Here is a 26691-nt window from a genome sequence, read left to right on the forward strand (position 1 = left end):
AGAGACTACAAACTAAATTTTAGATTAAGTTTTCTGAAAGAAATCTATAAGCCTGTTTTAAGTTTTTCGGACTATACTAAATTCATCAAAAAGAAAGAGGTAAGTCCAATGACAGTAAACATTAAAGTGAATTATAACAAAATATTCAAAAAAACAGGAAAGGAATTAGAAATATATGGTAGATAACTAAAAAAACAAGCGAGTTAAAAAACTTTTTTTCATAAATCTCCTAAGAAGCTTCGAATTAATCGAGGCTTTTTATTTATATAAGAATCTAGCCTTCTATGTAGTTTTTTAATGTCTGCCCTTGAAGTCCAGCGTTAAGGGCGATGAGAAGTTTGATACGAGCTTTAGGAGCATTTAATTCTTTAACAAACATAATTCCTGCTTCACGAAGCATCACGCCACCTCCTTCATAAGCATAAACTGGCTCTGCAATGCCGTTGAAGCAACGAGACACCAATGCAATTGGGAGACCACAAGCAGTCATATGACTGAGCTTTTGTGCCACTTCTTGTGGTAGATTCCCAGCTCCGAAGGCTTCAATGACGAGACCATCTATTCTCTTCAAATCTAACATATCCAGCAATTCGGTTGTCATTCCAGCATAGGTGGGGATAATAGGAATCAAGCCAGTAATCTTATTCAAATGAAAATGCACGCGTGGTTCAGCAGTTTTAAAATAGAGGATTTCTTTTTTCATAATCAATCCAAGTGGACCATGAGTTGGCGTTTGAAAGGTACTGACATTTGTTGTATGTGTTTTTGTTACGTATTTTGCAGAATGGATTTCATCATTCATAACTACTAGAACGCCCTTTCCGCGTGCCTTTTCATCACTTGCAACACGAAGTGCAGACAAGTAATTGTAAACCCCATCACTCCCTAGTTCATTAGAGCTTCGCATGGCACCAGTCAAAACAACAGGAATATTTGGAAGTTCCATCGTATCCAAAAAATATGCTGTTTCTTCTAGAGTGTCCGTTCCGTGAGTAATCACAACACCGTCAAATTGCTTTCCATCTGCCCTGATTTTTTTGTACAATTGCAGCATGTGCTGTGGTGTCATGTGAGGACTAGGAATATTGAATATATCAAGAGCAGTCACTTGAATGCCTTCTAGAGGAACTGCGACATGGTTCATGGGATTATGTTCATTTGTGACGACTTTTCCAGTGGTGTCAGCTTGCATGGAAATAGTACCGCCAGTATGTAAAACTAGAATTCTTTTGGTCATAAGTGAGCTTCTCCTGAATCTATGCTATAATTATTGTATCATAAAAGAAAGAGATGAGAAATGAATGGAAATCAAAGCAGTCTTTTTTGATATTGACGGGACATTAGTAAATAATAGTCGGACGGTCTTGAAATCCACAGAACAAGCGATCCATAGTTTAAAACAGCAAGGTATTTTAGTTGGTTTAGCAACAGGAAGAGGCCCCTTTTTTGTCCAATCCTTTATGGAACAGTTGGATTTAGATTTTGCAGTGAGCTATAATGGACAATATATTTTTTCAAAAGATAAAGTCATTTCTGCTAAGCCAATTGATAAAACCAGCTTGCGTCACTTGATTCAGTATGCTCACCAGCATAAAATAGAAATTTCATTTGGAACAGAATCAGGAGTGGTTGGCTCAAAAATCATGAGTTTTGGCATGAGCAAATTTTCTCAATGGACCAGTCATTTTGTTCCGAAAAAGATGACACACTTGGTTAATAAAAGTTTCAATCATGTAATCAGCAAGGCGCTTCCTCAACAACAGAATGATTTATTTAAATCTATTCAAGAGCCGATTTATCAAGTGTTAATGTTGGCAACCCCGAGAGAAACACAATCTATAGAAGCCGATTTTCCAAATTTAAAATTTACTCGCAGCAGTCCTTTTGCAGCTGACATTATCAATAAGGGTATGTCCAAGCTAGAGGGGATTAAGTTGGTTGGAAAGGAATATGGCTTTGATATCAATCAAGTCATGGCTTTTGGTGATTCTGATAATGATGTTGAAATGTTAGCGGGGGTTGGGATGTCCATCGCTATGGGAAATGGAACTAGTCGCGTGAAAGAAGTTGCGAAACACACTACTAGCAGTAATAGTCAGGACGGAATTCATAAGGCTTTGGAGCATTTTGGTATTTTGGCGAGTGAAAAAGTCTTTATCAGTAGCGACCACCACTTTAATAAGGTTAAAGAATTTCATGGGATAATGGATGAATGCACGCAGGAAGAGCCCATCCTGTGGACAACAGAGGGTGCTCGTCATCGTGCAGGCTTCAAGGTAGAAGAACTAGTGGAATTTTTACGAGCAGCCAGTCCTTCAGAAGAAATTTTCAATCAGTCTATTCAATCTTTGCATAAAGCGATAGATAAAGCTTCCGATAAGGTTAAACAGAAGAGTAATGCAGAGATGTCTCTCGTTGGACAAGTAGATGCACTGATTGATATGCTATATTTTACTTATGGTAGTTTTGTTTTAATGGGAGTAGATCCTGAGCGCTTATTTGAAATTGTACACCAAGCGAATATGGGGAAACTCTTCCCAGATGGTAAAGCGCACTTTGACCCAGTTACTCATAAAATTTTAAAACCAGATGATTGGGAAAAAAATTATGCACCGGAGCCTGCTATCAAAAAAGAACTTGAACGTCAAATTCAAGCTTATCAACGGAATTGTGAAAAAAATGAAGAATAAAAAAGAGGAGAGACTGGTTATGCCAATCTCTCTTTATCTTTGGATTATAATGTTTTTTCCTTATCACGAACAACAAGTAAGTCAACTTTTGCATGACGCAAGATGTATTCAGATGAGGAACCGACCAATAAACGTTCAAAGGCATTGAGCCCAGTAGCACCGACCATGATGAGATCGACTTTTTGTTCATCTGGAATATCTGTTGCAAGTAAGGTTTTAGGGTTACCCATTTCAACAATTGTGACAACGTCTGTGACGCCAGTTTCTTTTGCTTTTTGGGCATACTCATCCATTAATTTTTTAGCATCTGCCTGTAATTCTTCATAAACTTCGGCATCGAATGTGGAAACACTTTGCAATGCACGTGTATCAATAACGTGAGCGATTGTGAGACGTGAATTATTTCTTAGTGCCACATTTACCCCTTTTTCAAAAGCAAGCTCAGCTTCGTGAGAACCATCAACAGCGACCATAATGTTTTGATATCTTTGTAGCATAGGGATACCTCCATTCTTTCTTTACTAATATTGTAACCCTTTACATGAAAAAAGTAAAGCATTTTCAGGTAGACTTTACAAGAACTTTTTTAGATTTTTTAGAAAAATTGCGTTATAATAAATTGACTCTTTTGAAATGAGGAAAAGTTCGATGAAAGAATTTAATAAATCGACAAAGTTAGAACATGTAGCTTATGATATTCGTGGTCCAGTCCTAGAAGAAGCTATGCGAATGCGTGCAAATGGTGAGAAGATCCTCCGTTTGAATACAGGAAATCCTGCCGAATTTGGTTTTACGGCACCAGATGAAGTGATTCATGATTTGATTATGAATGCGCGTGATAGCGAGGGCTATTCAGACTCGAAAGGAATTTTTTCTGCTCGGAAAGCCATTATGCAGTATTGTCAGTTGAAGAATATTCCAAATGTCGATATTGAGGACGTTTATCTTGGTAATGGGGTTAGCGAGCTGATTGTTATGTCAATGCAGGGCTTGCTGGATAATGGGGACGAAGTTCTAGTGCCAATGCCTGATTATCCGCTCTGGACAGCTGCTGTTAGCTTAGCAGGAGGCAATGCGGTTCATTATCTTTGTGATGAGCAGGCGGATTGGTATCCAGATATAGAAGATATCAAATCAAAGATTACTTCTAATACAAAGGCTATTGTCGTTATCAATCCAAACAATCCGACCGGTGCCTTGTATCCTAAGGAAGTCCTAGAATACCTTGTTGAAATTGCACGACAAAATAACTTGATTATTTTTGCGGATGAGATTTATGACCGTTTAGTGATGGATGGTGAGAAACATACAGCGATTGCTAGTCTGGCACCGGATCTTTTCTGCGTCAGCATGAACGGTTTGTCTAAATCGCACCGTATCGCAGGTTTTCGCGTAGGCTGGATGGTGCTTTCAGGTCCAAAATCTCATGTGAAAGATTATATCGAAGGACTGAATATGCTGTCAAATATGCGTTTGTGCTCAAACGTCTTATCTCAGCATGTGGTCCAAACATCTCTTGGAGGTTATCAGTCAGTAGACGAATTGTTGCTTCCTGGTGGTCGCATTTATGAGCAACGGAATTTTATTTACAAGGCTATCAATGAAATTCCAGGTTTGTCTGCGACCAAACCTAAAGCAGGACTGTATATTTTTCCAAAAATTGATAGAGAAATGTATCAAGTGGATGATGACGAACAATTCGTGCTTGATTTCTTAAAGCAAGAAAAGATTTTGCTGGTGCACGGACGCGGATTTAATTGGAAAGATCCAGATCATTTCCGTATCGTTTATCTGCCACGTGTAGATGAATTAGCACAGATCCAAGAAAAGATGACGCGTTTCTTAAGGCAATATCGAAGATAATCATACAGGCAGCCGAAAGGTTGCTTTTTTGGTATTGGAAATGCGGATTGAGGAGTTTTGAAAAAGTTAATGAGACTTAATTGTGTTTCAATAAACAATTTTCAGATAATTGTTGAAGAATAAAGCGTTTTATGGTATAATCAATAAGATTATATGCGAGGTAAATTATGGCAAACTTATTAGCAAAAACACGAAAAATTACATCTATTTTGCGCCGTTCAGATGAGCGCTTACAGGAAGAATTGCCTTACAATGCTATTACTCAGCAGTTAGCTGAGATTATGGATTGCAATGCTTGTATTGTAAACAGCAAGGGGCGTCTTTTGGGGTATTTTATGCGCTACAAGACGAATAATGACCGGGTGGAAGCATTTTATCAAACAAAAATCTTCCCAGAAGAGTATGTTCGCACAGCGAATTTGATGTATGATACAGAAGCTAATCTTCCTGTCAATCATGCTTTATCTATTTTTCCAGTCGAAACCAAAGATGAATTTCCAGATGGCTTGACGACGATTTCGCCTATTCATGTATCAGGGATTCGCTTAGGAACATTGATTGTTTGGCGAAATGATAAAGAATTTGATGATGATGACTTGATCTTAGTTGAAATTGCAAGTACAGTAGTTGGGATTCAGCTACTCAACTTCCAACGAGAAGAAGATGAAAAAAATATTCGACGTCGAACAGCCGTAACCATGGCTGTAAATACGCTATCTTATTCAGAATTACGAGCTGTTTCAGCTATTTTAGGTGAACTAAATGGTAATGAAGGACAGTTGACAGCATCGGTCATTGCAGATCGTATTGGGATTACTCGCTCAGTGATTGTCAATGCTTTGCGTAAACTAGAGAGTGCAGGCATTATTGAGAGTCGTTCTTTAGGAATGAAAGGAACCTACCTTAAAGTCCTTATTCCCGATGTCTTTGAAGAGATTAAAAGGAGAGACTACTGATGACAAAAGCATTGATTTCGATTGATTATACGGTGGATTTTGTGGCAGATGATGGCAAGTTGACAGCTGGAGCTCCAGCTCAGGCAATTTCTGAAGCTATTGCCCAAGTGACCGAGGCAGCTTTTGAGCGAGGAGATTATATCTTTTTTGCAATTGATGCCCATGACGAAGGAGATACTTTCCACCCGGAAAGTAAACTCTTTCCACCACACAATATCAAAGGAACTAGTGGACGCAATCTTTATGGACCATTGGCTGACTTTTATGAAACCTATCAAGCGGACTCTCGAGTCTTTTGGATGGATAAGCGTCATTATTCTGCCTTTTCCGGCACAGATTTGGATATACGTCTGCGAGAAAGAAAAGTAGACACGGTGATTCTGACAGGAGTCTTGACGGATATTTGCGTCCTGCATACGGCAATCGATGCCTACAATTTAGGGTATCAAATTGAGGTGGTAGAACCTGCGGTAGCTTCTCTTTCTGAAGAAAATCATAAATTTGCTCTCAATCACTTGCAAAATGTTTTAGGTTCGACTATAATAGATAACAATTTAAAAGTAAAAAAGCAGTAGAGTAGGCTTGCTGACTTGCACAGAAAGTGCTGAAAGCTGAGAGCAGCACCAAGAAAGCAAAATCCGAAGAACATACTGTCAATGATAAAATGGTTTTTTCTATGCTATTTATGACAAAAGATAATATTGTTTAAAACTATTATATTGTTGCGAATGATTTGTGTGAATCAAAGCATAAACGGCTGCTCACGTTACGAGCCAGAGGTTGCAATGCAACGAATAACAGTGGTACCACGGCTTTCGTCTGTTTTACAGGCGAAAGCCGTTTTTCCATCGTTCTTAATGCTTTAGAGTCTAGAGCTATGGACATAGATTTACGCAGTAAAGTCTATGTTCCTTATAATTCTTAGCACATAGAGGAGTGGATGCAGTTTTGTCCTTTGGACAGAATCTGTAACCCCAAATTGCTTAATGCTTCATAGCATTAGATCTATGGGCGTAGATTTTTATATGTAATTTGTGGTAAATTGGTGATTAAACTGAACATGAATTTAGAAAGAGGTAGAGAACATGAAAGAAGTTTTTATCGGAAACTACGGTTTAGAACAGGTTGGTCAGAAAATGACAGCGACCGGATGGGTTGCCAATATCCGAAATCATGGGAAATTAGCTTTTATAGAGCTAAGAGACCGAGAAGGACTACTTCAAGTTTTTGTCGCAGGCGATAGCCCAGCTTTTGCGGGAATTGATCATCTACATAAGGAAGATGTTATCTCTGTTACGGGAGAGGTTGTCAAACGAGAAAGTCGCTTTGTCAACAAAGCTATCAAGTCTGGACAGGTGGAGCTACGAGCGGAGGCTATTCAAATCCTTGCAAACAGTAAGTCTCTTCCCTTTGAACTCGATCAGCACGCCCATACAGGAGAAGACTTGCGACAGAAATATCGCTATCTAGATTTGCGTCGGAGTAAGATGACAGAGAACCTCAAACTTCGTCATCAAGTAACCAGCACAATTCGTGACTATTTAAACGGTAAGGATTTTATGGAAGTGGAGACTCCTTACTTGACAAAGTCTACACCGGAAGGAGCTAGAGATTTTTTGGTTCCTAGTCGAGTTTTTAAAAATCAATTTTATGCCTTGCCTCAAAGTCCGCAAATGCTGAAGCAACTCCTAATGGGAGCTGGTCTGGAGCGTTACTATCAAGTTGTTCGCTGCTTTCGGGATGAGGACCTACGAGGAGATCGTCAGCCTGAGTTTACTCAGGTTGATATGGAAATGAGTTTTGTTAGTGAGGAAGACATTCGCAGACTTGTTGAAGGCATGCTCAAAGCTGTTGTTAAGAAAACTCATGGTTTAGAGCTAACAGAAGCTTTTTCAACTATTAGCTATGAAGAGGCTATGAGCCGCTTCGGCTCTGATAAGCCAGATACGCGCTTTGGTTTAGAGCTGAATAGTTTGACGGATTTGTGCCAAGCAAATGAATCGCTTCTCATCAAGAAAGCCTTGGATAACCAAGAGGAAGTGATGGGTATCTGTGTTCCTAATGCTGCGAATGAATTCACTAAAAAGCAGCTTAGTCATTTCTATCAGGAAATGAAAGGATTTGGAGCTAGTAGGTTTGCAAGCGTTAAGGTGGAAGCTGGTGGGCTTCAAGGGGATTTGGCTTCGACTTTTGAAACAGAAGTAGCTGCCTTCATAGAGCGATTTAAAGCACAAGACGGTGATTTACTTTTGCTAGTTATTGCCAAGAAAAGACAAGCTCAAGAAGCTCTAGGGTACTTGCGTTTAGAAGTGGCAAAACATCTTGATTTGATCGACCAGAGCTTGCTGAACTTTCTCTGGGTTGTGGACTGGCCCCTGCTGGAGTGGAATGAGGACCAAAACCGCTATCAAGCCATGCACCATCCTTTCACACAGGGGATTTTTGAAGATGGGCAAGAGCCAGGTCAATTTCGCAGCCATGCCTACGACATTGTCTTGAATGGCTATGAAATTGGTGGAGGAAGCCTTCGTATTTACGACCGGAAAGCTCAGGAGGCCATGTTTGAGCTATTAGGCATGAGCCGAGAAGACTATGAGCGGGACTTTGGTTTCTTCCTGGAAGCCTTGGAATACGGCTTCCCACCGCACGGCGGCTTGGCTCTAGGCTTAGATCGTTTGGTTATGATTTTAGCTGGGGAAGAAAATATCCGCCAAGTCATCGCCTTTCCGAAGAATGGTACTGGCTTTGATCCGATGCTGGAAAGTCCAAGTTTGGTTGACCAAAGACAGCTGAAAGACCTGCATTTGGAATTGAAGAACTAAGCCTATTTGTGATAAAATAAGAAGACGATTATTTTTCAGTTATGCTGAAAAATAAAAGAAGAGAAAGGAAACAGAGATGAAAATTACTCAAGAGGAAGTAACGCATGTTGCTCACTTGTCAAAACTAGCTTTTTCACCTGAAGAAACAGCAGAATTTGCGACAACTTTGTCAAAAATTGTGGACATGGTGGAGTTGTTAAACGAAGTTGATACAACTGGTGTGCCTTTTACATCAAACGTGGCAGAAAATGTCAACTATATGCGTGAAGATGTACCAGTTGCAGGTTGGAATCAAGAAGAACTTTTCCAAAATGTACCTGAAAAAGAGCGGGGCTATATCAAGGTTCCTGCCATCCTAGATGACGGAGGAGATGCCTAATGACTTTAAACCAAAAAACAATTGAAGAATTGCATGATCTCCTTGTCAAAAAGGAACTTTCAGCAGTTGAGCTGACGAAAGCTACTCTGGAAGATATGAAAAGTCGAGAAAGTGCAGTTGATAGTTTTATTACGATTAGTGAAGAAGAAGCAGTGGCACAGGCAGCAGCAGTAGATGCAAAGGGAATTGATGCGGATAATCTCATGAGCGGCATTCCACTGGCTGTTAAGGACAATATTTCTACTAAGGGGATTCTAACGACAGCTGCCTCAAAAATTCTCTACAATTACAAGCCGATTTTCGATGCGACCAGTGTGGAGAAGCTCTACAGCAGGGACATGATTATCGTTGGTAAAACCAATATGGACGAATTTGCCATGGGTGGTTCTAGCGAAAACTCTTATTTTAAGACTACGAAAAATGCTTGGGACGCTACAAAAGTTCCAGGTGGTTCATCTGGTGGTTCAGCGACAGCAGTTGCTTCTGGTCAAGTTCGCCTGTCTCTAGGTTCTGATACCGGAGGTTCGATCCGTCAGCCAGCTTCCTTTAACGGAGTGGTTGGTCTCAAGCCAACTTATGGACGAGTTTCTCGGTTTGGTCTCATTGCTTTTGGTAGCTCGCTAGATCAGATTGGACCATTTTCTCGGACGGTCAAAGAAAATGCTCAGCTTTTGGGAGTGATTGCAGGCAATGACAAAAAAGACTCAACTTCTTCTCAACGAGCTGTTCCTGATTTCACTAGCAAGATTGGTCAAGAGATTAAAGGATTGAAAATCGCCCTTCCAAAAGAATACATGGGCGATGGAATTGATGAAAAAGTCAAAGAACGCATTTTAGCGGCTGCTCAGCATTTGGAGAGTCTGGGAGCAATTGTTGAAGAAGTCAGCCTTCCGCACAGCAAGTACGGTGTTGCAGTCTACTATATCATCGCTTCTTCTGAAGCCAGTTCCAACTTGCAACGTTTTGACGGGATTCGCTACGGCTATCGGGCAGAAGAGATTGAAAACTTAGAAGATGTCTATGTTAAATCTCGCAGCCAAGGTTTTGGTGAGGAAGTCAAGCGCCGAATTATGCTAGGAACGTTCAGTTTATCGTCTGGTTATTATGATGCTTATTTCAAAAAGGCGGGTCAAGTTCGGACGCTCATTATGCAAGATTTTGCCAAGGTTTTTGAAAAATATGATTTGATCTTAGGTCCAACTGCACCGACGGTAGCTTATGACTTGGGCAGTCAAAACCAAGATCCGGTAGCCATGTATCTGGCCGACCTTTTGACCATTCCAGTCAATCTGGCTGGCCTGCCGGGTATTTCGATCCCAGCTGGCTTTGCAGATGGTCTTCCTGTTGGTCTGCAGCTGATTGGTAACCACTTTGATGAAGAAACGATTTACCAAGTCGCAGCTGCTTTTGAAGCAACGACAGATTACCACAAGCAAAAGCCAGTCATTTTTGGAGGTGAAAAATAATGAACTTTGAAACGATTATTGGATTGGAAGTCCATGTTGAATTAAAAACAAATTCAAAAATTTTCTCACCAGCACCGGCTCATTTCGGGGAAGATCCAAATACCAACACCAATATCATTGACTGGTCTTTTCCAGGTGTCTTGCCAGTAATGAATAAGGGAGTTATTGATTACGGTATCAAGGCTGCTCTGGCGCTCAATATGGACATTCATCAAAAAATGCACTTTGACCGCAAGAATTATTTTTATCCAGATAATCCTAAAGCCTATCAAATTTCTCAATTTGATGAGCCCATTGGCTATAATGGCTGGATTGAAATTGAGCTAGAAGACGGCACGACTAAGAAAATTCGCATTGAGCGGGCTCATTTGGAAGAGGATGCTGGCAAGAATACCCATGGCAGTGACGGTTATTCTTATGTTGACCTTAACCGTCAAGGAGTGCCTTTGATCGAGATTGTCTCAGAAGCTGACATGCGCAGTCCAGAAGAAGCTTACGCTTACTTAACAGCGCTCAAAGAAATTATCCAATACACGGGTATTTCCGATGTCAAGATGGAGGAAGGCTCCATGCGGGTGGATGCAAATATTTCTATCCGACCTTATGGCCAAGAAGAATTTGGTACCAAGACAGAACTAAAAAATCTTAATTCCTTTAACTTTGTCCGCAAGGGATTGGCTTTTGAGGAAAAACGCCAGGCTGAGATTTTGCGTAGCGGTGGACAGATTCGTCAAGAAACTCGCCGTTATGACGAAGCGACAGGTGAGACTCTTTTGATGAGAGTCAAGGAAGGTTCGGCAGATTATCGTTATTTCCCAGAGCCAGACCTGCCAATCTTTGAGATTGATGACAGCTGGATTGAGGCGGTGCGCTCAGATTTACCAGCTTTTCCAAAAGAACGTCGGGCTAAGTATAAAGCTGACTTCGGACTATCAGACTATGATGTCAAACAATTAACGGCAACGAAAAATCTCTCAGACTTCTTTGAAGCTGCAGTAGCAGCAGGCGGAGACGCAAAATCTGTGTCAAACTGGCTGCAAGGTGAAGTGGCTCAGTACCTCAATGCTGAGGGCAAGACTATCGCAGAGATTGAATTGACACCGGAAAATCTGACAGAAATGATTGCCTTGATTGCAGATGGCACTATCTCTTCTAAAATTGCCAAAAAAGTCTTTGTTCATTTGGCGAAGAATGGTGGATCAGCCAAGGAATATGTGGAAAAAGCCGGTCTGATCCAAATCTCAGACCCAACCCAGCTATTACCAATCATTCAAGAAGTCTTTGCCAACAATGAAAAAGCCCTCAATGACTACAAGGGCGGCAACAAAAATGCAGCCAAGTCCCTGATTGGTCAGCTCATGAAAGCTACCAAAGGTCAAGCCAATCCACAAGTAGCCCAAAAGCTGCTTAATGAGGAATTGGCGAAGTTGTAAAATCTAAAAAATCAGTCGTTTCGGCTGATTTTTTGTGTTATAATCATACGATGAAAGGGAGAAGTGGAATGTCAAAGACAGCCAAAGGAACAATGTTAACATTAGTAGCAGGAGTTGCATGGGGATTGTCAGGTACGAGTGGGCAATACTTAATGGCGCATGGATTTCCCGTCTTAGTTTTAACGAATGTTCGACTTTTAATTGCGGGAGTTCTGTTGATATCGTATATGGTATTAACCAATCGCAAAAAATTATTTGAAATGCTAAAAGATCAGGAAGCGATGATGTCATTAGTGCTTTTTGCTTTATTAGGACTTTTGCTCAATCAATTTGCTTATTTAAATCTATTTATGAAAGTAATGCAGGCACAGCTACTGTTCTGCAATATGTCTGTCCGGTTGGAATCCTTGCTTATACTTGCCTCAAAGATTGGGTTGCACCTACTATAACAGAAGTGTTGTCTATGATATTAGCTATTGGAGGTACTTTTTTGATTGCCACTCATGGACAGCTCGATCACTTATCTGTAACGCCAGCAGGGCTTTTTTGGGGATTATTTGCTGCCTTCACTTACGCTTTATATATTTTAATCCCAATTCAATTGATAAAAAGGTGGGGCAGTATTCCGGTGATTGGAGTGGGGATGACATTAGCAGGCCTTGCTCTAACACCATTTAGTGGTATCTTACATTTTCATTTGCGATTGTCAATGGAAGTATACCTAGCTTTGGTGGGCATTATCTTAGTGGGAACAATCCTCGCTTATACGCTATTTCTCAAAGGAACCAGTTTAGTTGGACCTGTTAAATCTAGCCTGTTAGCGGCTGTTGAGCCCATATCGGCTGTATTTTTTGCCTTTCTCATTATGCATGAGCAATTTTATCTTGTAGACTTTGCTGGTATGTTTATGATTTTATCGGCGGTCTTCTTGATTTCTATAAAAGATTTGATATTAGAAAAAAGGAAAGGAATCTTATAAAAGGCAGAGCGAATCGCATTGCTCTGTCTTTCATTTTGAAAATAATTGCCAAAAGAAGTCGATGATGTATGTCAAACCGTAAGTATAGATGACAAGCGTGATGGGTTTGCACAAGACAATAATAATCATATATTTTTTAAAAGTCATTTTCGTAAGAGCAGCCAGCATACAGAGGAAGTCTGCTGGACTGATAGGCCAAATCATCATAAAGATGAAAAAACGTTCAAAACGATTGTCCTCGTCCAGCCAACCGATATACCTGTCGTAGGTATGTTTGCTGACGACCGATTGGACAAAAGCAGAACCGTAGGTACGCGCTAGGTAAAAAATAATAGCACAGCCGATGACGATACCGACATAATTATAAATGGTTCCAATGATATGACCATAAATAAAAACACCAGCAACCGAAGTCAAAGCTCCAGGAATAATAGGAACAACTGTCTGTAGGATTTGCAGGAAAATAAAAAGTGGTGGTCCCCAAAATCCAGCCTGCTTAATAAAGGCGGACAGGGTTTCTTTAGATTGTAAAATGCCAGTATAATAGGCCCAGATACAGAAAATTACTGTTCCAACTGCTCCAACAATAGAAGCCCAGTTGATAAATTTTTGTAAAAGAGGGGAGACGGCAGTCATTTTCTTACTCGTATTTGCCATAAGTTCCTCCGTGTTAAATTCTCTATTCTTACTATAACATTTTTAAACATTTTTTGGCAAATTGTGCATAAAATCGATGAAAAGATCTAGGGTGCGAAAACCTTTTTTTTATGTTAAAATAGGTAGAAGTATAATGTTTGGAGAGAAATGTGGCAATTGAAAACTACATGCCTGATTTTGCGATTGAGGCAGTTTATGATTTGACAGTTGAAAGTTTAAAAAAACACGGTATCAAGGCTGTTTTGGTGGATTTAGATAATACTCTTATCGCATGGAACAATCCCGATGGAACACCAGAAATGAAGCAGTGGCTTCACGATGTGCGAGATGCAGGGATTCGAATTATTGTGGTATCTAATAATACCAAAAAACGAGTGAAGCGAGCAGTTGAAAAATTTGGAATTGATTATGTTTGTTGGTCTATGAAGCCTTTTACTTGGGGGATTAATCGTGCGTTAAAGGAATTCCATTTTGAGAAAAGCGAAGTGGTCATGGTAGGCGATCAGCTTATGACAGATATTCGAGCTGCTCACAGGGCTGGAATTCGTTCGATTTTGGTCAAGCCGCTGGTTGAGCATGATTCAATAAAAACTCAGATTAATCGGGCGCGTGAGCGGAGAGTTTTGAAAAAAATCACTAAAAAATATGGAATGATTGAATACAAAAAAGGAATTTAAACATGGAAGACATTTTCTGTATTGGGTGTGGAGCACCGATTCAGACAAAATATAAGGACAAGTTAGGCTATACTCCTCAGTCTGCTTTGGAAAAGGGAATGGAGATTGGCGAACTGTACTGCCAGCGCTGTTTTCGTCTCCGTCACTACAACGAAATTACTGATGTGCAGCTGACAGACGATGATTTTCTTAGGCTTCTCCACGAAGTGGGTGACAGTAATGCTCTCGTAGTCAATGTAGTAGATATTTTTGATTTTAATGGTTCGGTCATTCCGGGTTTACCACGCTTTGTGGCCGGCAATGATGTGCTGTTAGTTGGGAATAAAAAAGATATTCTTCCCAAGTCTGTTAAGACTAGCAAAGTGACCCAATGGTTGACAGAGAGGGCTCACGAGGAAGGTCTGCGTCCTGTTGATGTGGTTCTGACTTCAGCTCAAAATAAGCAAGCCATTAAAGAACTAATTGAAAAGATTGAGCAATATCGGAAAGGCCGAGATGTCTATGTGGTCGGTGTAACTAATGTTGGTAAGTCAACGCTAATCAATGCTATTATTCAGGAAATCACTGGGGATAAGGACATTATCACCACTTCCCGTTTTCCTGGCACTACTTTGGATAAGATTGAGATTCCTCTGGTTGATGGTAGTCATATCTACGACACACCTGGAATTATCCACCGCTACCAAATGGCTCATTATTTATCTGCTAAAAATCTCAAATATGTCAGCCCGAAAAAGGAAATCAAGCCCAAAACTTACCAACTCAATCCTGAACAAACCCTCTTTTTAGGAGGCTTGGGACGCTTTGATTTTGTGTCGGGTAACAAACAAGGTTTTACTGCTTATTTTGACAATGAACTAAAGCTGCATCGCACCAAGCTTGCAGGAGCGGGAGAATTTTATGAAAAGCATGTTGGTTCTTTGCTAACACCGCCCTCTAAAAAAGAAGTGGCAGATTTTCCGCAGCTAGTCAAGCATGAGTTGAAAATTGAAACCAAAACAGATGTAGTCTTTTCAGGTTTGGGCTGGATTCGTGTGATAGGACCAGCACAGATTGCAGTTTGGGCGCCAGAGGAAGTAGCAGTGGTGACCCGCAAAGCCATTATCTAAGAAGAAATGGCTGTTAGAAAAATAAAGAGAAGACAAACGAAATAAGAAACAAAAGAGGAATCTATGTCATTAACATCTAAACAGCGAGCTTTTTTAAATAGTCAAGCTCACAGTCTCAAACCCATTATTCAGATTGGCAAAAACGGCCTCAACGACCAGATTAAAACAAGTGTCCGTCAAGCTCTAGATGCTAGAGAATTGATTAAAGTGACTCTTCTGCAAAATACAGATGAGAACATTCATGAAGTAGCAGAAATTCTCGAAGAAGAAATCGGCGTGGACACTGTTCAAAAAATTGGTCGTATTTTGATTTTGTACAAGCAGTCTAGCAAAAAGGAAAACCGCAAAATTTCAGTAAAGGTAAAAGAAATTTAGAGGAAGTAGCCTATGGCAATTGAATTACTGACTCCTTTCACCAAGGTGAAGTTGGAACCAGAAGTAAAAGCAAAAAAAAGAAAGCAAGTTGGGATTTTAGGTGGAAACTTCAATCCAGTCCATAATGCTCATTTGGTCGTAGCTGATCAAGTTCGTCAGCAGCTATGTTTAGATCAGGTCTTGCTCATGCCTGAGTATGAGCCGCCCCATGTTGATAAGAAAACAACGATTGATGAGAAGCACCGATTGAAAATGCTGGAGTTGGCAATTGAAGGCATCAAAGGTTTAGGAATTGAAACCATTGAACTTGAGAGAAAAGGTATTAGTTATACCTATGATACGATGAAGCTCTTGACAGAAAAACATCCAGATACAGATTATTATTTCATTATCGGAGCGGACATGGTAGATTATCTTCCTAAATGGTATCGGATTGATGAATTGGTTGATTTGGTTCAATTTGTCGGTGTTCAACGCCCTAGGTATAAAGCAGGAACGTCCTACCCAGTTATTTGGGTAGATGTGCCGCTCATGGATATTTCTTCTAGCATGGTTCGGGACTTTCTGGCTCAAGGACGAACACCAAATTTTCTCTTACCTAAGCTAGTTTTAAACTATATCGAGAAAGAAGGTCTTTACAATAATGGGATATGAAAGCTACGTGGGAATTTCTCGTAATCAGCTTTTAGTCAAAATGCAGCAACTGTTACCAGAAAAACGTTTTAAACATTGTCTGGGAGTGGAACAAGCAGCGATTAACTTGGCAGAGCGCTTCGGAGTAGATGTAGGAAAAGCTGGTTTGGCAGGTCTGCTCCATGATTATGCGAAAAAGCTCTCTGACGAAGAATTTCTGGCGCTGATTGATAAGTATGATCTGGATCCAAAACTGAAAGATTGGGGAAATAATGTTTGGCATGGCATGGTCGGCATTTACAAAATTCAAGAAGATTTAGGATTGAGTGATCCAGAAATTTTGAGAGCTATTGAGGTTCATACCGTAGGTTCTGCTCAGATGTCCGATTTAGATAAGGTGGTTTATGTAGCAGACTATATTGAGCCTAATCGGGACTTTCCAGGAGTGGAGCAAGCACGTGAAATTGCTCACGTTTCGCTTAATCGAGCCGTGGCTTATGAAACAGCTCGTACAGTGGAATATCTGGCTCATCAGGGCTTGCCGATCTATCCCCAAACTTTGGAGACCTATAATGCACATGTGTACTATTTGAAAGAGGATTAAATGAAAGAAAAAGAATTATTAGAAATTGTTGTAAAAGCAGCAGATGAAAAACGAGCGGAAGATATCACCGTGCTAGATTTGCAGGGATTGACGACGATGACTGATTATTTTGTCATTGCTAGCTCTATGAATAGTCGTCAACTAGAAGCTATTGCAGAAAATATCCGTGAGAAAGTCACAGAAGTAGGGCTGTCAGCTAGTCATGTAGAAGGGGATGCTGCTGGAGGCTGGGTGCTTCTAGACTTAGGTGGTGTGGTCGTTCATATCTTTTCCGAGGAAATGCGGAGTCACTATAATCTTGAAAAACTCTGGTATGAAGCGGTCGGTATTGATGTAACACCATTACTTGAGAAACAAACCTTGTAATTAAAAATATCAATGAAGGGTTGAGGACGCTGTCCCAGCCCTTTTCAACGAGGAGAAAGGAAAGTACCTGTTTTTGGTACTGTTAGGTAAGATGACAACTTATGAAACGTTTGCATCGGTTTATGATGCTATCATGGATGACTCCCTTTATGATAAATGGACTGACTTTTCGCTCCGCCATTTTCCAAAAGATAAGAAAAAGCTTTTAGAGTTAGCTTGTGGAACAGGGATTCAATCCGTTCGTTTTGCTAAAGTTGGCTTTTATGTGACCGGACTTGATTTGAGTGAGGATATGCTTGAAATCGCAAGAAAACGGGCTAAAGAAGCAGGCGAAGTTATCGAATTCAAACAAGGCAATATGCTTGATTTGTCGCAAGCAGGAAATTACGATTTGGTGACTTGTTACTCAGATTCTATCTGTTATATGGCTGATGAAGTTGAGGTTGGTGATGTCTTTAAACAAGTTTACGACTGTTTGAATGAGGACGGAGTATTCATCTTTGACGTGCACTCAACCTATCAGACAGATACTGTTTTTCCTGGTTATTCTTACCATGAAAATGCAGAAGAATTTGCCATGGTTTGGGATACCTATGCTGATGAGGCACCGCATTCTGTTGTGCACGAATTGACTTTCTTCTTACAAGATGAGGATGGGCGCTTTACACGCTACGACGAAGTTCATGAAGAACGCACTTATGATATTTTGACCTATGATATTTTGTTAGAGCAAGCAGGTTTTAAAAATGTCAAGGTATATGCAGATTTTGAAGACGAGGCACCAATAGAAACAAGCAAGCGTTGGTTTTTTGTAGCGGAGAAATGAGATGACAGTAACTGGTATTATCGCAGAATTTAATCCCTTTCACAATGGTCACAAATATTTGCTGTCGCAGGCTGATGGTGTGAAGGTTGTTGCTATGTCGGGTAATTTTGTCCAACGTGGTGAACCTGCGATTGTGGATAAGTGGACACGCGCGGAAATGGCTCTGCGAAATGGCGCTGATTTGGTGGTTGAATTGCCATTTTTGGTGGCTGTTCAGTCAGCGGATTACTTTGCACAAGGTGCGGTGGACATTTTAGAGCGTCTAGGTGTGGATAAGTTGGCTTTTGGGACGGAAGAAAATCTGGATTATCAGCACTTTTCACAGATTTATGGGGATAACCAACAGAACATGGTGGACTACTTGCAAAGTTTGCCAGCTGATTTGTCATATCCACAGAAAACGCAGGAAATGTGGGAGAGATTTGCTGGTGTGCACTTCACTGGAAATACCCCAAATCACATTTTAGGGCTTTCTTATGCCAAAGCTTGTGCTGGAAAAGATATTCAATTGACACCAATCATACGTCAGGGAGCAGGCTACCATTCACAGGAAGAAAATGAAAAATATGCTTCGGCTACTGCTCTGAGAAAGCGAATGAATTGTTCAGGTTTTCTAGCAAAATTCACTCCAGATCATGAACTTCTGATTCAGTCTCCCAAAGTGACCTGGTCAGCACTCTATCCTTTTTTGCGTTATCAGATGATTAGTCATCCTGATCTGACTACTTTTTATCAGGTTAATCAGGAACTTGCGGTGCGCTTGCGGGAAGCAGCAAAAACCAGTTATACCACAGAAGAGTTGGTTGAACAAGTGGCTACCAAGCGATATACGAAAGCACGAATCAGACGGATTTTGACCTATATTTTGGTTGGTGCAAGAGATGAGCTTTTGCCTAGCGGAATTCACGTATTAGGTTTTACTCAAGCAGGTCAAGAACATCTTAAAAAGATGAAAAAGAAAATCGAAGTCATCAGCCGCATTGGTCAAGAGCCATGGGATTCCTTAACGCAGCAAGCTGATCGTATTTACCAACTAGGAAATATAAAGCTAGAGGAACAGAATTTTGGAAGGATCCCGATTATAGTAGATTGATGAAAAAATTGTCTTATAGAACAGTCTCTTGTCACTAATTTGCTAGTGAAATTCAGGTTGACTTGTGTTATAATAAAAAAGATTGAAAAAGTGAAAATCTAAAGGAGAATATCCAATGGGACGTAAATGGGCCAATATCGTGGCAAAGAAAACAGCAAAAGATGGAGCAAACTCAAAAGTTTATGCTAAATTTGGTGTTGAAATCTATGTAGCAGCTAAAAAAGGAGAACCAGATCCAGAATCGAACTCAGCTTTGAAATTTGTTATTGAACGTGCTAAACAAGCGCAAGTGCCGAAGCATGTTATTGACAAAGCGTTAGATAAGGCAAAAGGAAATACAGACGAAACCTTTACTGAAGGACGTTATGAGGGCTTTGGTCCAAATGGTTCAATGCTCATCGTTGATACCTTAACGTCAAATGTCAATCGTACCGCAGCAAATGTTCGTTCTGCCTTTGGTAAAAATGGTGGGAACATGGGAGCGAGTGGCTCAGTGTCTTATATGTTTGATAATAAAGGTGTGATTGTATTCACAGGAGATGATGCTGATAGTGTGTTTGAACAACTGCTAGAAGCTGATGTTGATGTGGATGATGTAGAAGCAGAAGATGGTACTATCACCGTTTATACAGCACCAACAGATTTGCACAAAGCCTTGACAGTGCTTCGTGAATCTGGTGTGGAGGAATTCCAAGTTACCGAATTGGAAATGATTCCGCAATCTGATGTGACCTTATCAGGTGAAGACTTAGAAACATTTGAAAAATTGTATTCTGTTTTGGAAGATGACGAAGATGTCCAAAAGATTTATACAAATGTAGAAGGATTTTAATAGTGAAGAAAGAGGTGCTTAGATACTCTTTTGAGCTTAAAAAGCAAATGAAGAGTCCAACAGCTACTGCATCAATAGTTTTTTACTAATACAGATTGAGACTGAGATAATTTTGTCCCAGTCTCTTTTTTTTTGTTACTTACTAATCTCTCAGTGTTTTTTAAGAAATTTAGTTATAAGACCGTAAGTATTTTGAACTAGTATCTTCTTTACTTTGATAGAATAGACATGAAGTTTGGTAGAAAAGGTGGGCTAGCTAATAATATGTAGTTGAAGAGTGAGGTTGGTTTCCAAGACTGCTTGTTGTAGCTCAGCTTATTCTAAAAATTCAAATAAGGAGCGTAAAAAGCAGATAAACCAGTGATAAACTATAAGTTGAGAGAAGTAAACTATTGGTCGATTGAGTTTGTAAGAAAAGGTGCTACAATATAATTAGCAAATGGAGGGAGGAAAAATCTGATGAAAAAACAAACACTAGGTATGATGATTTCATCATTAAGGAAAGCAAAAGGAATGACACAATTAGAACTGGCTGAAAAGATGGGGGTCACTGATAAGGCTGTTTCAAAATGGGAAAGAGATTTATCTTATCCAGATATTAATACCATTCCTAAATTAGCAGATCTGTTTGATACATCGGTAGACGAGCTGATGCAAGGACAGACAGTGATGAAAGAAAACAAAAGAAATGGAAAATTTGATATTGTTGATACCGTGTTGAGAGGACTTGGAGTAGCCATGGGGATTGCCGTGGTGGTTTTATCTACTTTAGGAAAACTGGACACTAAGGCTGCACTGACAATGCTTGGACTTGGTTTAGCCAGTCTATCTATCTCTTCACTAAAGGATAAAAACGAATGAGAATGATTATTAAAGGCGATGGTGAAATAACTATTGCCTTTTCTGGTAAGTTTTCATATTCAGGTCATCTAGAGATTTTACATGGGGTTATATTACAATGGTAATAAGGTTCTCGCAAGCGTCTGGGAACAGAGAAAAAGAGGAGGGGAAAATGGATGCTTTTAAGCATATCAATCCTAAGTTTTTAGTATGGTAAAGAATTATTCGGGTGCACAATTTGTCAAAGACTTTGTAGTAAGGATTATCGTGGTAATCATTTTCATATTGGTAAGCCAACAGCCGCTTTGGTTGTTATCATTTATGGAATTATTGCGCAATACGGTTTAGCTGGTCTAATGATCATCGGCATGGGTTTGTTGCATTTTGATGATCTGATTAAATTTATTTCAAAGACCATCACTGTTGGCTTTACCCTTGGAATTGACGTTGGAATTATCGCTGGACAAATCAAGGATTTCTTTAGTCTGAACAAGGTAAAAATGTCTTAATTCTTCGTATGCGCAGTGTGTCTGCAATGGATATTTCAGGATTGGATGCTCTTGAAGAGCTCCTTGACATTTGTCAAAAATAAGGGTCGACCTTAATCTTGTCACAGTTAATGAACATATCGTGTCATGGAAAAGCAAGCTTTATTGATAGAGTTGGTGCAGACAACTTTTGTGCTAATATTGATATCGCTTTAACGCGCGCAGCTAGTTTAGAAAAGTAATTGAGTTTTCCACTATTCGTCAAATGTATCAATGTTTGGTAAAAATCTGATTTCGTTTAGCTCTACTTGATAAAGAAAATCTATCACTTTGATAAAAATCAAATAATAGTCAAGAAGAAAAATATTTGATATGATAGGATTTATCTTAATGAAAGAGGGTATTGTAAGAATATGAAAAAAGTATTGAAATACTTTTCTTTAGCAGCTCTTGGACTTTTAACAGCAGGAATTTTAGTAGCCTGCTCTACTTCAAAGTCACCTACTTCATCTGGGAAAACAGAAGTCAAAGTTGCAACGAATGCTTCACCAAAGCCATTTAACTATGAAGAAAATGGGAAACTAACCGGCTATGAGATTGAAGTTATTCGTGCCATTTTTAAAGGTTCTAATAAATACAAGGTCAAATTTGAAACGACAGAGTGGTCTGGTATTTTCGCTGGTCTAGATAGCGATCGCTACCAAATGGCAGTGAATAATATCAGCTATACAAAAGAGCGTGCAGGGAAATACTTGTATGCAGCTCCCATTGCTAAAAATCCAAATGTTTTAGTTGTGAAAAAAGGTGAAAAAAGTATTCAATCACTGGATGACATTGGTGGCAAAACAACGGAAGTAGTACAGGGAACAACGACTGCTGCACAATTAGAAAAATACAATCAAGCACATGCTAACAATCCAACGAAAATTAGCTATACAAAAGCGGATTTTCAACAAATTATGAACCATTTAAACGATGGAAAGTTTGATTATAAGATTTTTGATAAAATCGGTGTTGAAACAGTTATTAAAAATCAAAAACTGGATAACCTAAAAGTGATTGATTTACCAAGCAATCAACAACCTTATGTTTATCCACTTTTAGCAAAGGGGCAAAATGAATTGAAAACATTTGTCAATAAGCGCATTCAAGACTTGTACAAAGATGGGACTCTGGAAAAATTATCTCAAAAATTCTTTGGTGGTAGTTACTTGCCAGCAGAAGCAGATGTGAAATAAGAAACTTAAAACCAGCTAGATGCTAAATGTCAGCTGGTTTTTTTAATAAATTTAGTTATAGCTTAAAACTATAACCCTTGTTATGAAATAACAATTTGTCAATCAGGTAAATATGTGCGATACTATTTTCATAAGATTTTTAAAGGAGAATGAAAATGAAATTGAAAAAATGGTTTGGAATAACAGCTCTAGCAGCGACAGCAGTAATTGGTTTAGCAGCTTGTGGTTCGGGAAATAAAAATGCTGATGCCAAGACAGTTAAAATTGGTGTGATGACAAAAAGTGATTCGGAAGAAAAACGTTGGAACAAGATTCAAGAGTTGTTGAAAAAAGATAACATCAAGTTGCAATTTACAGAATTTACGGATTACTCTCAGCCGAATAAAGCAGTTGCTGATGGTGAAGTGGATATCAATGCTTTCCAACACTACTATTTTTTGAACAACTGGAATAAGGAAAACAAGCAAAACTTAGTCGCAGCAGCTGAAACTTATATTGCCCCAATTCGCCTCTATTCTGGTACAAAAAATGGAAAAAATAAATATACGAAGGTAAGTCAAATTCCAAATGGTGCAGAAATCGCAGTTCCAAATGATGCAACAAATGAAAGTCGAGCACTCAATCTATTGCAATCTGCAGGTCTGATTAAATTAGACAAATCTGGGAATGAATTGGCAACTGTGGCAAATATCAAAGAAAATCCAAAGAAATTGAAAATTACAGAATTGGATGCCAGTCAAACAGCACGTTCATTGACATCTGTAGATGCAGCTGTTGTCAATAATACTTTTGTTACCGAAGCAAAAATTGATTTTAAAAAAGCTCTGTTTGTTGAACCAAAAGATAAAAACTCAAAACAATGGTTTAATATCATTGCAGCTAAAAAAGATTGGGAAAAATCTCCAAAAGCAGATGCCATTAAGAAAATTATCAAAGCCTATCATACAGATGAAGTCAAAAAAGTAGTTGACGAAACATCAGATGGTCTAGATCAACCAGTTTGGTAAGATTCACCCTATTTATCTGTATTTCAGTTTGACAAAACTCAGTTGGAATCGCCGACTGAGTTTTGTCGCCATAACTATGAGGAAAAAAGATGACATTTTCAAGTGAAGAAGAACAAATTAAAAGATTTGACGAGGATATGGTGGCACAAGACTATATTGCCGTTTTACGGGCGTTGATTGCTAAAAAATCAATCTTTGCCCAACAGGTTGGTCTACAAGAAGTTGCTGCTTATCTAAAAGAAATCTTTATCAAAGCCGGTGCAGAGGTGGAATTAGATGAAAGCTATACAGCGCCATTTGTGATAGCAAAATTTAAAAGTCAGAATCCAACAGCTAAGACAATTATTTTTTACAACCATTATGATACAGTTCCGGCAGATAGTGATCAAATTTGGACAGATGATCCGTTCACTCTATCTATTCGGGATGGTAGTATGTATGGTCGTGGAGTCGATGATGACAAAGGGCATATTATCGCACGTTTGACGGCTGTTCAAAAATACCTACAAACGCATGATGACTTGCCTGTTACTGTCATTTTTATCATGGAAGGTGCGGAGGAATCAGCTTCGGTTGATTTGGAGAAATATCTAGAGAAACACAAATCTCTTCTACATGGAGCAGACCTGTTGGTTTGGGAGCAAGGCATTAAAAATTCTTTAGGTCAACTTGAAATTTCTGGCGGAAACAAAGGAATTGTGACCTTTGATATGAAGGTCCAAAGTGCGGAAGTGGATATTCATTCTAGCTTTGGTGGTGTGATTGATTCAGCTTCTTGGTACTTGTTGAACGCCCTTGCTAGCTTGAGAGGTAAGGATGGACGTATTCAGGTAGAAGGGCTTTATGATCAAGTAATCGCACCTAATCAACGAGAATTGGCTTTGGTGGAGAGATACGCTCAGCGCAGTCCAGAAGAAGTAGAAACCATTTACGGTTTGAAATTACCTTTATTACAAGCGGAGAAAAAAGATTTTTTAAATCGCATTTTCTTTGAACCATCTTTGAATATTGAAGGAATTACTTCTGGTTACCAAGGTCAGGGAGTGAAGACGATTCTTCCGTCAGATGCTTCAGCAAAAGCAGAAGTTCGCTTAGTACCAGGGCTGGAGCCACATGGAGTATTAGAACTGATTCGCAAACAACTCGACAAAAATGGTTTCGATAAGGTAGAATTAGTCTATACTTTGGGCGAAATCAGTTATCGTAGTGATATGAGTGCGCCCTCTATTCTCAATGTTATTGAGTTGGCTAAGAAATTTTATCCAGAAGGTGTTTCTGTTTTGCCTACAACCGCAGGAACTGGTCCCATGCACACTGTTTTTGAAGCACTTGAAGTGCCAATGGCAGCTTTTGGACTTGGTAATGCAAATAGTCGTGACCATGGTGGTGATGAGAATGTACGCATTTCAGATTATTACACCCATATTGAATTAGTAGAGGAGCTGATTGTAAGTTATGAGTAAAGAAATGATTCAATTAGAGCATATTGACGTAACTTTTCAACAAAAGAAACGTCAGATTCAAGCAGTTAAAGATGTGACACTTCATATTCAAGAAGGAGATATTTATGGAATTGTTGGCTATTCTGGAGCTGGGAAATCAACCTTGGTGCGTGTGATTAACCTTTTGCAGGTACCCACAAGTGGAAAAATTATTGTAGATGGGGATGTTCTTTTTGACAATAAAGTAACTCTGACAGCAGAACAACTGCGTCGCAAACGTCAAGATATTGGCATGATTTTCCAACATTTTAATTTGATGAGTCAATTAACAGCGGAAGAAAATGTTGCGTTTGCGTTGAAACATTCTGGCTTATCAAAAGAAGAAAAGAAAGAGAAAGTACATACGTTGTTGGAGCTCGTTGGCTTAGCAGATCGCGCTGAAAATTATCCCTCTCAGCTTTCTGGAGGGCAAAAACAACGGGTTGCAATCGCGCGTGCCTTGGCAAATGACCCCAAAATCTTGATTTCGGATGAATCAACTTCTGCTCTAGATCCCAAAACAACTAAACAAATCCTCACATTGTTACAAGATTTGAATCAAAAGCTCGGATTAACGATTGTTTTGATTACTCATGAGATGCAAATTATCAAAGATATCGCTAATTGTGTTGCTGTTATGCAAGATGGTCAATTGATTGAAGAAGGTTCTGTCTTGGATATTTTCTCTAATCCTCAGCAAGATTTAACCAAAGACTTTATCTCCACTGCAACAGGGATTGATGAAGCTATGGACAAGATTGAACAGCAAGAGATTGTCAAACATTTAGCCTCAAATAGCCTATTAGTACAAATGAAGTATGCGGGAACCTCTACAGATGAACCCTTGCTGAATGAGATTTACAAACATCATCAAGTTACTGCCAACATACTTTATGGAAATATTGAAATTTTAGGGGGAACACCTGTCGGAGAACTGGTCGTTGTTTTATCTGGTCAAAAGGAAAATCTAGTAGCGGCTAAAACAGCTATTTGTGAAGCTGGGGTTCAATTAACGGTATTGAAGGGAGAAGCATAGATGGAAAACTTTATTCAAACATACTTGCCGAATGTTTATCGAATGGGGTGGAGTGGTCAAGCTGGCTGGGGAACAGCTATTTACTTGACATTATATATGACAGTCACTTCTTTTATTATTGGTGGATTATTAGGGTTAATTGCTGGGCTTTTTCTTGTTTTGACTGCTCCGGGAGGAGTCTTGGAAAATAAAGTAGTTTTTTGGGTTTTAGATAAAATCACGTCAATCTTTCGCGCAATTCCATTTATTATTTTGTTAGCCGTTCTTTCTCCGTTTTCCCATTTGATTGTAGGAACTAGCATTGGACCAAATGCAGCTATCGTACCACTTTCTTTTGCTGTATTTGCTTTCTTTGCTCGTCAAATTCAGGTTGTTCTCGCCGAATTAGATGCTGGTGTGATTGAAGCTGCTCAAGCTAGTGGAGCGACTTTCAGTGATCTAGTAGGTGTCTATCTACGCGAAGGTCTGCCAGATTTGATTCGTGTGACGACTGTGACTCTCATTTCTCTGATTGGGGAAACAGCCATGGCCGGTGCTGTCGGAGCCGGCGGGATTGGCAATGTTGCTATTGCTTATGGTTTCAATCGTTATAACAATGATGTCACTATTTTAGCAACAGTGATTATCATTATTCTTATCTTTACTATCCAGTTTGCTGGTGATTTTTTGACTAGAAAGTTAAGTCATAAATAGACAACTAAATATGATTGTTAAAGATAAACAATAAATATATGAAGAAATGATATAAAAATTCTATGATAATAGGCACTACACCCTCAAAATGAGACATAAGAAAACCACTTCTGCTGAAATCTAGGAAACTAGAAACAGGAGTGTTTTA

The 26691-nt window shown here is 39.4% G+C and carries 27 protein-coding genes and 3 pseudogenes; 27 read left to right on the forward strand and 3 right to left on the reverse strand.

The features are described 5' to 3' along the window. Positions 1-274: 274 nt before the first annotated feature. On the reverse strand, positions 275-1237 hold the full coding sequence (locus HMPREF2963_RS03945; protein ID WP_049493153.1) for an asparaginase: 963 nt from the start codon (positions 1235-1237) through the stop codon (positions 275-277). Positions 1238-1301: 64 nt separating this feature from the next. On the opposite strand from HMPREF2963_RS03945, the gene HMPREF2963_RS03950 reads away from it, so the two are divergent. Then, a complete protein-coding gene (locus tag HMPREF2963_RS03950) occupies positions 1302-2690 on the forward strand; it encodes a Cof-type HAD-IIB family hydrolase (protein ID WP_070668841.1) in 1389 nt (462 codons plus the stop codon). A gap of 44 nt (positions 2691-2734) precedes the next feature. On the opposite strand, the gene HMPREF2963_RS03955 is transcribed toward HMPREF2963_RS03950, so the two are convergent. Then, entirely contained in the window at positions 2735-3187 is a 453-nt protein-coding gene (locus HMPREF2963_RS03955) for a universal stress protein (RefSeq protein ID WP_003070511.1), read from the reverse strand. A gap of 151 nt (positions 3188-3338) precedes the next feature. Between HMPREF2963_RS03955 and HMPREF2963_RS03960 the strand changes: the two genes are divergently transcribed. The 9 genes and pseudogenes from HMPREF2963_RS03960 to HMPREF2963_RS03995 all read left to right on the forward strand — a co-directional run. Next, the gene (locus HMPREF2963_RS03960; RefSeq protein ID WP_003070510.1) at positions 3339-4553 is read left to right on the forward strand and encodes a pyridoxal phosphate-dependent aminotransferase; all 1215 of its coding nucleotides are present in this window, start codon (positions 3339-3341) and stop codon (positions 4551-4553) included. A 167-nt stretch (positions 4554-4720) separates the two neighbouring features. Then, a complete protein-coding gene (gene codY / locus HMPREF2963_RS03965; RefSeq protein ID WP_003070508.1) occupies positions 4721-5509 on the forward strand; it encodes a GTP-sensing pleiotropic transcriptional regulator CodY in 789 nt (262 codons plus the stop codon). Beyond that, on the forward strand, positions 5509-6084 hold the full coding sequence (locus HMPREF2963_RS03970) for a cysteine hydrolase family protein (RefSeq protein WP_003031209.1): 576 nt from the start codon (positions 5509-5511) through the stop codon (positions 6082-6084). The genes codY and HMPREF2963_RS03970 overlap by 1 nt, the downstream gene beginning before the upstream one ends. Positions 6085-6594: 510 nt before the next feature. Then, entirely contained in the window at positions 6595-8331 is a 1737-nt protein-coding gene (gene aspS, locus HMPREF2963_RS03975) for an aspartate--tRNA ligase (protein ID WP_070668843.1), read from the forward strand. A 76-nt stretch (positions 8332-8407) separates the two neighbouring features. Beyond that, positions 8408-8710, forward strand: coding sequence for an Asp-tRNA(Asn)/Glu-tRNA(Gln) amidotransferase subunit GatC (gatC, locus tag HMPREF2963_RS03980; RefSeq protein WP_006270292.1), 303 nt, complete (start codon positions 8408-8410; stop codon positions 8708-8710). Next, the gene (gene gatA / locus HMPREF2963_RS03985; RefSeq protein ID WP_070668846.1) at positions 8710-10176 is read left to right on the forward strand and encodes an Asp-tRNA(Asn)/Glu-tRNA(Gln) amidotransferase subunit GatA; all 1467 of its coding nucleotides are present in this window, start codon (positions 8710-8712) and stop codon (positions 10174-10176) included. Before gatC ends, gatA begins: the two co-directional genes overlap by 1 nt. Continuing rightward, positions 10176-11609 carry an Asp-tRNA(Asn)/Glu-tRNA(Gln) amidotransferase subunit GatB gene (gene gatB, locus HMPREF2963_RS03990; RefSeq protein WP_003070499.1) on the forward strand — a complete coding sequence of 478 codons (1434 nt, stop codon included), beginning with the start codon at positions 10176-10178 and terminating at the stop codon, positions 11607-11609. Before gatA ends, gatB begins: the two co-directional genes overlap by 1 nt. 92 nt (positions 11610-11701) lie before the next feature. After that, positions 11702-11902 (forward strand): annotated as a pseudogene (locus HMPREF2963_RS09710) (EamA family transporter); the annotation flags it as partial. Next, positions 11897-12588, forward strand: a pseudogene (locus tag HMPREF2963_RS03995) (EamA family transporter); the annotation flags it as partial. The pseudogenes HMPREF2963_RS09710 and HMPREF2963_RS03995, both read left to right, overlap by 6 nt. Positions 12589-12618: 30 nt before the next feature. Here HMPREF2963_RS03995 and HMPREF2963_RS04000 read toward each other — a convergent pair. Continuing rightward, entirely contained in the window at positions 12619-13245 is a 627-nt protein-coding gene (locus HMPREF2963_RS04000; protein ID WP_003070495.1) for a TVP38/TMEM64 family protein, read from the reverse strand. A 149-nt stretch (positions 13246-13394) separates the two neighbouring features. On the opposite strand from HMPREF2963_RS04000, the gene HMPREF2963_RS04005 reads away from it, so the two are divergent. The 17 genes and pseudogenes from HMPREF2963_RS04005 (at position 13395) to HMPREF2963_RS04080 (ending at position 26543) form a co-directional block, all read left to right on the forward strand. Beyond that, positions 13395-13922, forward strand: coding sequence for a YqeG family HAD IIIA-type phosphatase (locus tag HMPREF2963_RS04005; RefSeq protein WP_070668849.1), 528 nt, complete (start codon positions 13395-13397; stop codon positions 13920-13922). 2 nt (positions 13923-13924) lie between these two features. Continuing rightward, positions 13925-15031, forward strand: coding sequence for a ribosome biogenesis GTPase YqeH (gene yqeH, locus HMPREF2963_RS04010; RefSeq protein ID WP_070668852.1), 1107 nt, complete (start codon positions 13925-13927; stop codon positions 15029-15031). 63 nt (positions 15032-15094) lie between these two features. Beyond that, on the forward strand, positions 15095-15406 hold the full coding sequence (gene yhbY, locus HMPREF2963_RS04015; RefSeq protein ID WP_003039538.1) for a ribosome assembly RNA-binding protein YhbY: 312 nt from the start codon (positions 15095-15097) through the stop codon (positions 15404-15406). A 12-nt stretch (positions 15407-15418) separates the two neighbouring features. Further along, positions 15419-16060 carry a nicotinate-nucleotide adenylyltransferase gene (locus HMPREF2963_RS04020; protein WP_020998008.1) on the forward strand — a complete coding sequence of 214 codons (642 nt, stop codon included), beginning with the start codon at positions 15419-15421 and terminating at the stop codon, positions 16058-16060. Beyond that, entirely contained in the window at positions 16050-16643 is a 594-nt protein-coding gene (gene yqeK / locus HMPREF2963_RS04025; protein WP_070668854.1) for a bis(5'-nucleosyl)-tetraphosphatase (symmetrical) YqeK, read from the forward strand. The genes HMPREF2963_RS04020 and yqeK overlap by 11 nt, the downstream gene beginning before the upstream one ends. Next, complete coding sequence (rsfS, locus tag HMPREF2963_RS04030; RefSeq protein WP_003070487.1) at positions 16644-17009, forward strand: ribosome silencing factor; 366 nt, start codon at positions 16644-16646, stop codon at positions 17007-17009. 91 nt (positions 17010-17100) lie between these two features. Continuing rightward, positions 17101-17835 (forward strand): class I SAM-dependent DNA methyltransferase, encoded by a 735-nt coding sequence (locus HMPREF2963_RS04035; RefSeq protein WP_070668857.1) that lies wholly within the window; start codon positions 17101-17103, stop codon positions 17833-17835. Between the two features lies 1 nt (position 17836). Then, positions 17837-18928 (forward strand): nucleotidyltransferase, encoded by a 1092-nt coding sequence (locus HMPREF2963_RS04040; RefSeq protein WP_070668860.1) that lies wholly within the window; start codon positions 17837-17839, stop codon positions 18926-18928. 115 nt (positions 18929-19043) lie between these two features. Continuing rightward, on the forward strand, positions 19044-19760 hold the full coding sequence (locus HMPREF2963_RS04045) for a YebC/PmpR family DNA-binding transcriptional regulator (protein WP_070668863.1): 717 nt from the start codon (positions 19044-19046) through the stop codon (positions 19758-19760). 459 nt (positions 19761-20219) lie between these two features. Continuing rightward, on the forward strand, positions 20220-20621 hold the full coding sequence (locus tag HMPREF2963_RS04050) for a helix-turn-helix domain-containing protein (protein WP_070668866.1): 402 nt from the start codon (positions 20220-20222) through the stop codon (positions 20619-20621). 151 nt (positions 20622-20772) lie between these two features. Further along, a pseudogene (locus HMPREF2963_RS09660) lies at positions 20773-21091 on the forward strand (SulP family inorganic anion transporter); the annotation flags it as partial. Positions 21092-21135: 44 nt separating this feature from the next. Next, positions 21136-21192 (forward strand): hypothetical protein, encoded by a 57-nt coding sequence (locus HMPREF2963_RS09715; protein ID WP_410002501.1) that lies wholly within the window; start codon positions 21136-21138, stop codon positions 21190-21192. Positions 21193-21501: 309 nt separating this feature from the next. Beyond that, positions 21502-22326, forward strand: coding sequence for an amino acid ABC transporter substrate-binding protein (locus HMPREF2963_RS04060; protein ID WP_049477087.1), 825 nt, complete (start codon positions 21502-21504; stop codon positions 22324-22326). A gap of 155 nt (positions 22327-22481) precedes the next feature. Beyond that, positions 22482-23333, forward strand: a complete 852-nt coding sequence (locus HMPREF2963_RS04065; RefSeq protein ID WP_003074500.1) for a MetQ/NlpA family ABC transporter substrate-binding protein — start codon at positions 22482-22484, stop codon at positions 23331-23333. An 89-nt stretch (positions 23334-23422) separates the two neighbouring features. Next, positions 23423-24796, forward strand: coding sequence for a M20/M25/M40 family metallo-hydrolase (locus HMPREF2963_RS04070; protein ID WP_070668872.1), 1374 nt, complete (start codon positions 23423-23425; stop codon positions 24794-24796). Further along, a complete protein-coding gene (locus tag HMPREF2963_RS04075; protein ID WP_070668874.1) occupies positions 24789-25850 on the forward strand; it encodes a methionine ABC transporter ATP-binding protein in 1062 nt (353 codons plus the stop codon). Before HMPREF2963_RS04070 ends, HMPREF2963_RS04075 begins: the two co-directional genes overlap by 8 nt. Next, positions 25851-26543, forward strand: a complete 693-nt coding sequence (locus HMPREF2963_RS04080) for a methionine ABC transporter permease (protein WP_070668877.1) — start codon at positions 25851-25853, stop codon at positions 26541-26543. It abuts the gene before it with no gap. The last annotated feature ends 148 nt before the right edge of the window (positions 26544-26691 follow it).

This window comes from Streptococcus sp. HMSC067A03, assembly GCF_001814295.1.
GTDB classification, from domain to species: Bacteria; Bacillota; Bacilli; order Lactobacillales; family Streptococcaceae; genus Streptococcus; species Streptococcus constellatus.

What these genes read in the sequence shown, in the direction of transcription:
- HMPREF2963_RS03945 (WP_049493153.1), bottom strand. Translation starts at nt 1,237, where the DNA reads ATGACCAAAAGAATTCTAGTTTTACATACTGGCGGTACTATTTCCATG.
- HMPREF2963_RS03950 (WP_070668841.1), top strand. Translation starts at nt 1,302, where the DNA reads ATGGAAATCAAAGCAGTCTTTTTTGATATTGACGGGACATTAGTAAAT.
- HMPREF2963_RS03955 (WP_003070511.1), bottom strand. Translation starts at nt 3,187, where the DNA reads ATGCTACAAAGATATCAAAACATTATGGTCGCTGTTGATGGTTCTCAC.
- HMPREF2963_RS03960 (WP_003070510.1), top strand. Translation starts at nt 3,339, where the DNA reads ATGAAAGAATTTAATAAATCGACAAAGTTAGAACATGTAGCTTATGAT.
- codY (WP_003070508.1), top strand. Translation starts at nt 4,721, where the DNA reads ATGGCAAACTTATTAGCAAAAACACGAAAAATTACATCTATTTTGCGC.
- HMPREF2963_RS03970 (WP_003031209.1), top strand. Translation starts at nt 5,509, where the DNA reads ATGACAAAAGCATTGATTTCGATTGATTATACGGTGGATTTTGTGGCA.
- aspS (WP_070668843.1), top strand. Translation starts at nt 6,595, where the DNA reads ATGAAAGAAGTTTTTATCGGAAACTACGGTTTAGAACAGGTTGGTCAG.
- gatC (WP_006270292.1), top strand. Translation starts at nt 8,408, where the DNA reads ATGAAAATTACTCAAGAGGAAGTAACGCATGTTGCTCACTTGTCAAAA.
- gatA (WP_070668846.1), top strand. Translation starts at nt 8,710, where the DNA reads ATGACTTTAAACCAAAAAACAATTGAAGAATTGCATGATCTCCTTGTC.
- gatB (WP_003070499.1), top strand. Translation starts at nt 10,176, where the DNA reads ATGAACTTTGAAACGATTATTGGATTGGAAGTCCATGTTGAATTAAAA.
- HMPREF2963_RS04000 (WP_003070495.1), bottom strand. Translation starts at nt 13,245, where the DNA reads ATGGCAAATACGAGTAAGAAAATGACTGCCGTCTCCCCTCTTTTACAA.
- yqeH (WP_070668852.1), top strand. Translation starts at nt 13,925, where the DNA reads ATGGAAGACATTTTCTGTATTGGGTGTGGAGCACCGATTCAGACAAAA.
- yhbY (WP_003039538.1), top strand. Translation starts at nt 15,095, where the DNA reads ATGTCATTAACATCTAAACAGCGAGCTTTTTTAAATAGTCAAGCTCAC.
- HMPREF2963_RS04020 (WP_020998008.1), top strand. Translation starts at nt 15,419, where the DNA reads ATGGCAATTGAATTACTGACTCCTTTCACCAAGGTGAAGTTGGAACCA.
- yqeK (WP_070668854.1), top strand. Translation starts at nt 16,050, where the DNA reads ATGGGATATGAAAGCTACGTGGGAATTTCTCGTAATCAGCTTTTAGTC.
- rsfS (WP_003070487.1), top strand. Translation starts at nt 16,644, where the DNA reads ATGAAAGAAAAAGAATTATTAGAAATTGTTGTAAAAGCAGCAGATGAA.
- HMPREF2963_RS04035 (WP_070668857.1), top strand. Translation starts at nt 17,101, where the DNA reads ATGACAACTTATGAAACGTTTGCATCGGTTTATGATGCTATCATGGAT.
- HMPREF2963_RS04040 (WP_070668860.1), top strand. Translation starts at nt 17,837, where the DNA reads ATGACAGTAACTGGTATTATCGCAGAATTTAATCCCTTTCACAATGGT.
- HMPREF2963_RS04045 (WP_070668863.1), top strand. Translation starts at nt 19,044, where the DNA reads ATGGGACGTAAATGGGCCAATATCGTGGCAAAGAAAACAGCAAAAGAT.
- HMPREF2963_RS04050 (WP_070668866.1), top strand. Translation starts at nt 20,220, where the DNA reads ATGAAAAAACAAACACTAGGTATGATGATTTCATCATTAAGGAAAGCA.
- HMPREF2963_RS04060 (WP_049477087.1), top strand. Translation starts at nt 21,502, where the DNA reads ATGAAAAAAGTATTGAAATACTTTTCTTTAGCAGCTCTTGGACTTTTA.
- HMPREF2963_RS04065 (WP_003074500.1), top strand. Translation starts at nt 22,482, where the DNA reads ATGAAATTGAAAAAATGGTTTGGAATAACAGCTCTAGCAGCGACAGCA.
- HMPREF2963_RS04070 (WP_070668872.1), top strand. Translation starts at nt 23,423, where the DNA reads ATGACATTTTCAAGTGAAGAAGAACAAATTAAAAGATTTGACGAGGAT.
- HMPREF2963_RS04075 (WP_070668874.1), top strand. Translation starts at nt 24,789, where the DNA reads ATGAGTAAAGAAATGATTCAATTAGAGCATATTGACGTAACTTTTCAA.
- HMPREF2963_RS04080 (WP_070668877.1), top strand. Translation starts at nt 25,851, where the DNA reads ATGGAAAACTTTATTCAAACATACTTGCCGAATGTTTATCGAATGGGG.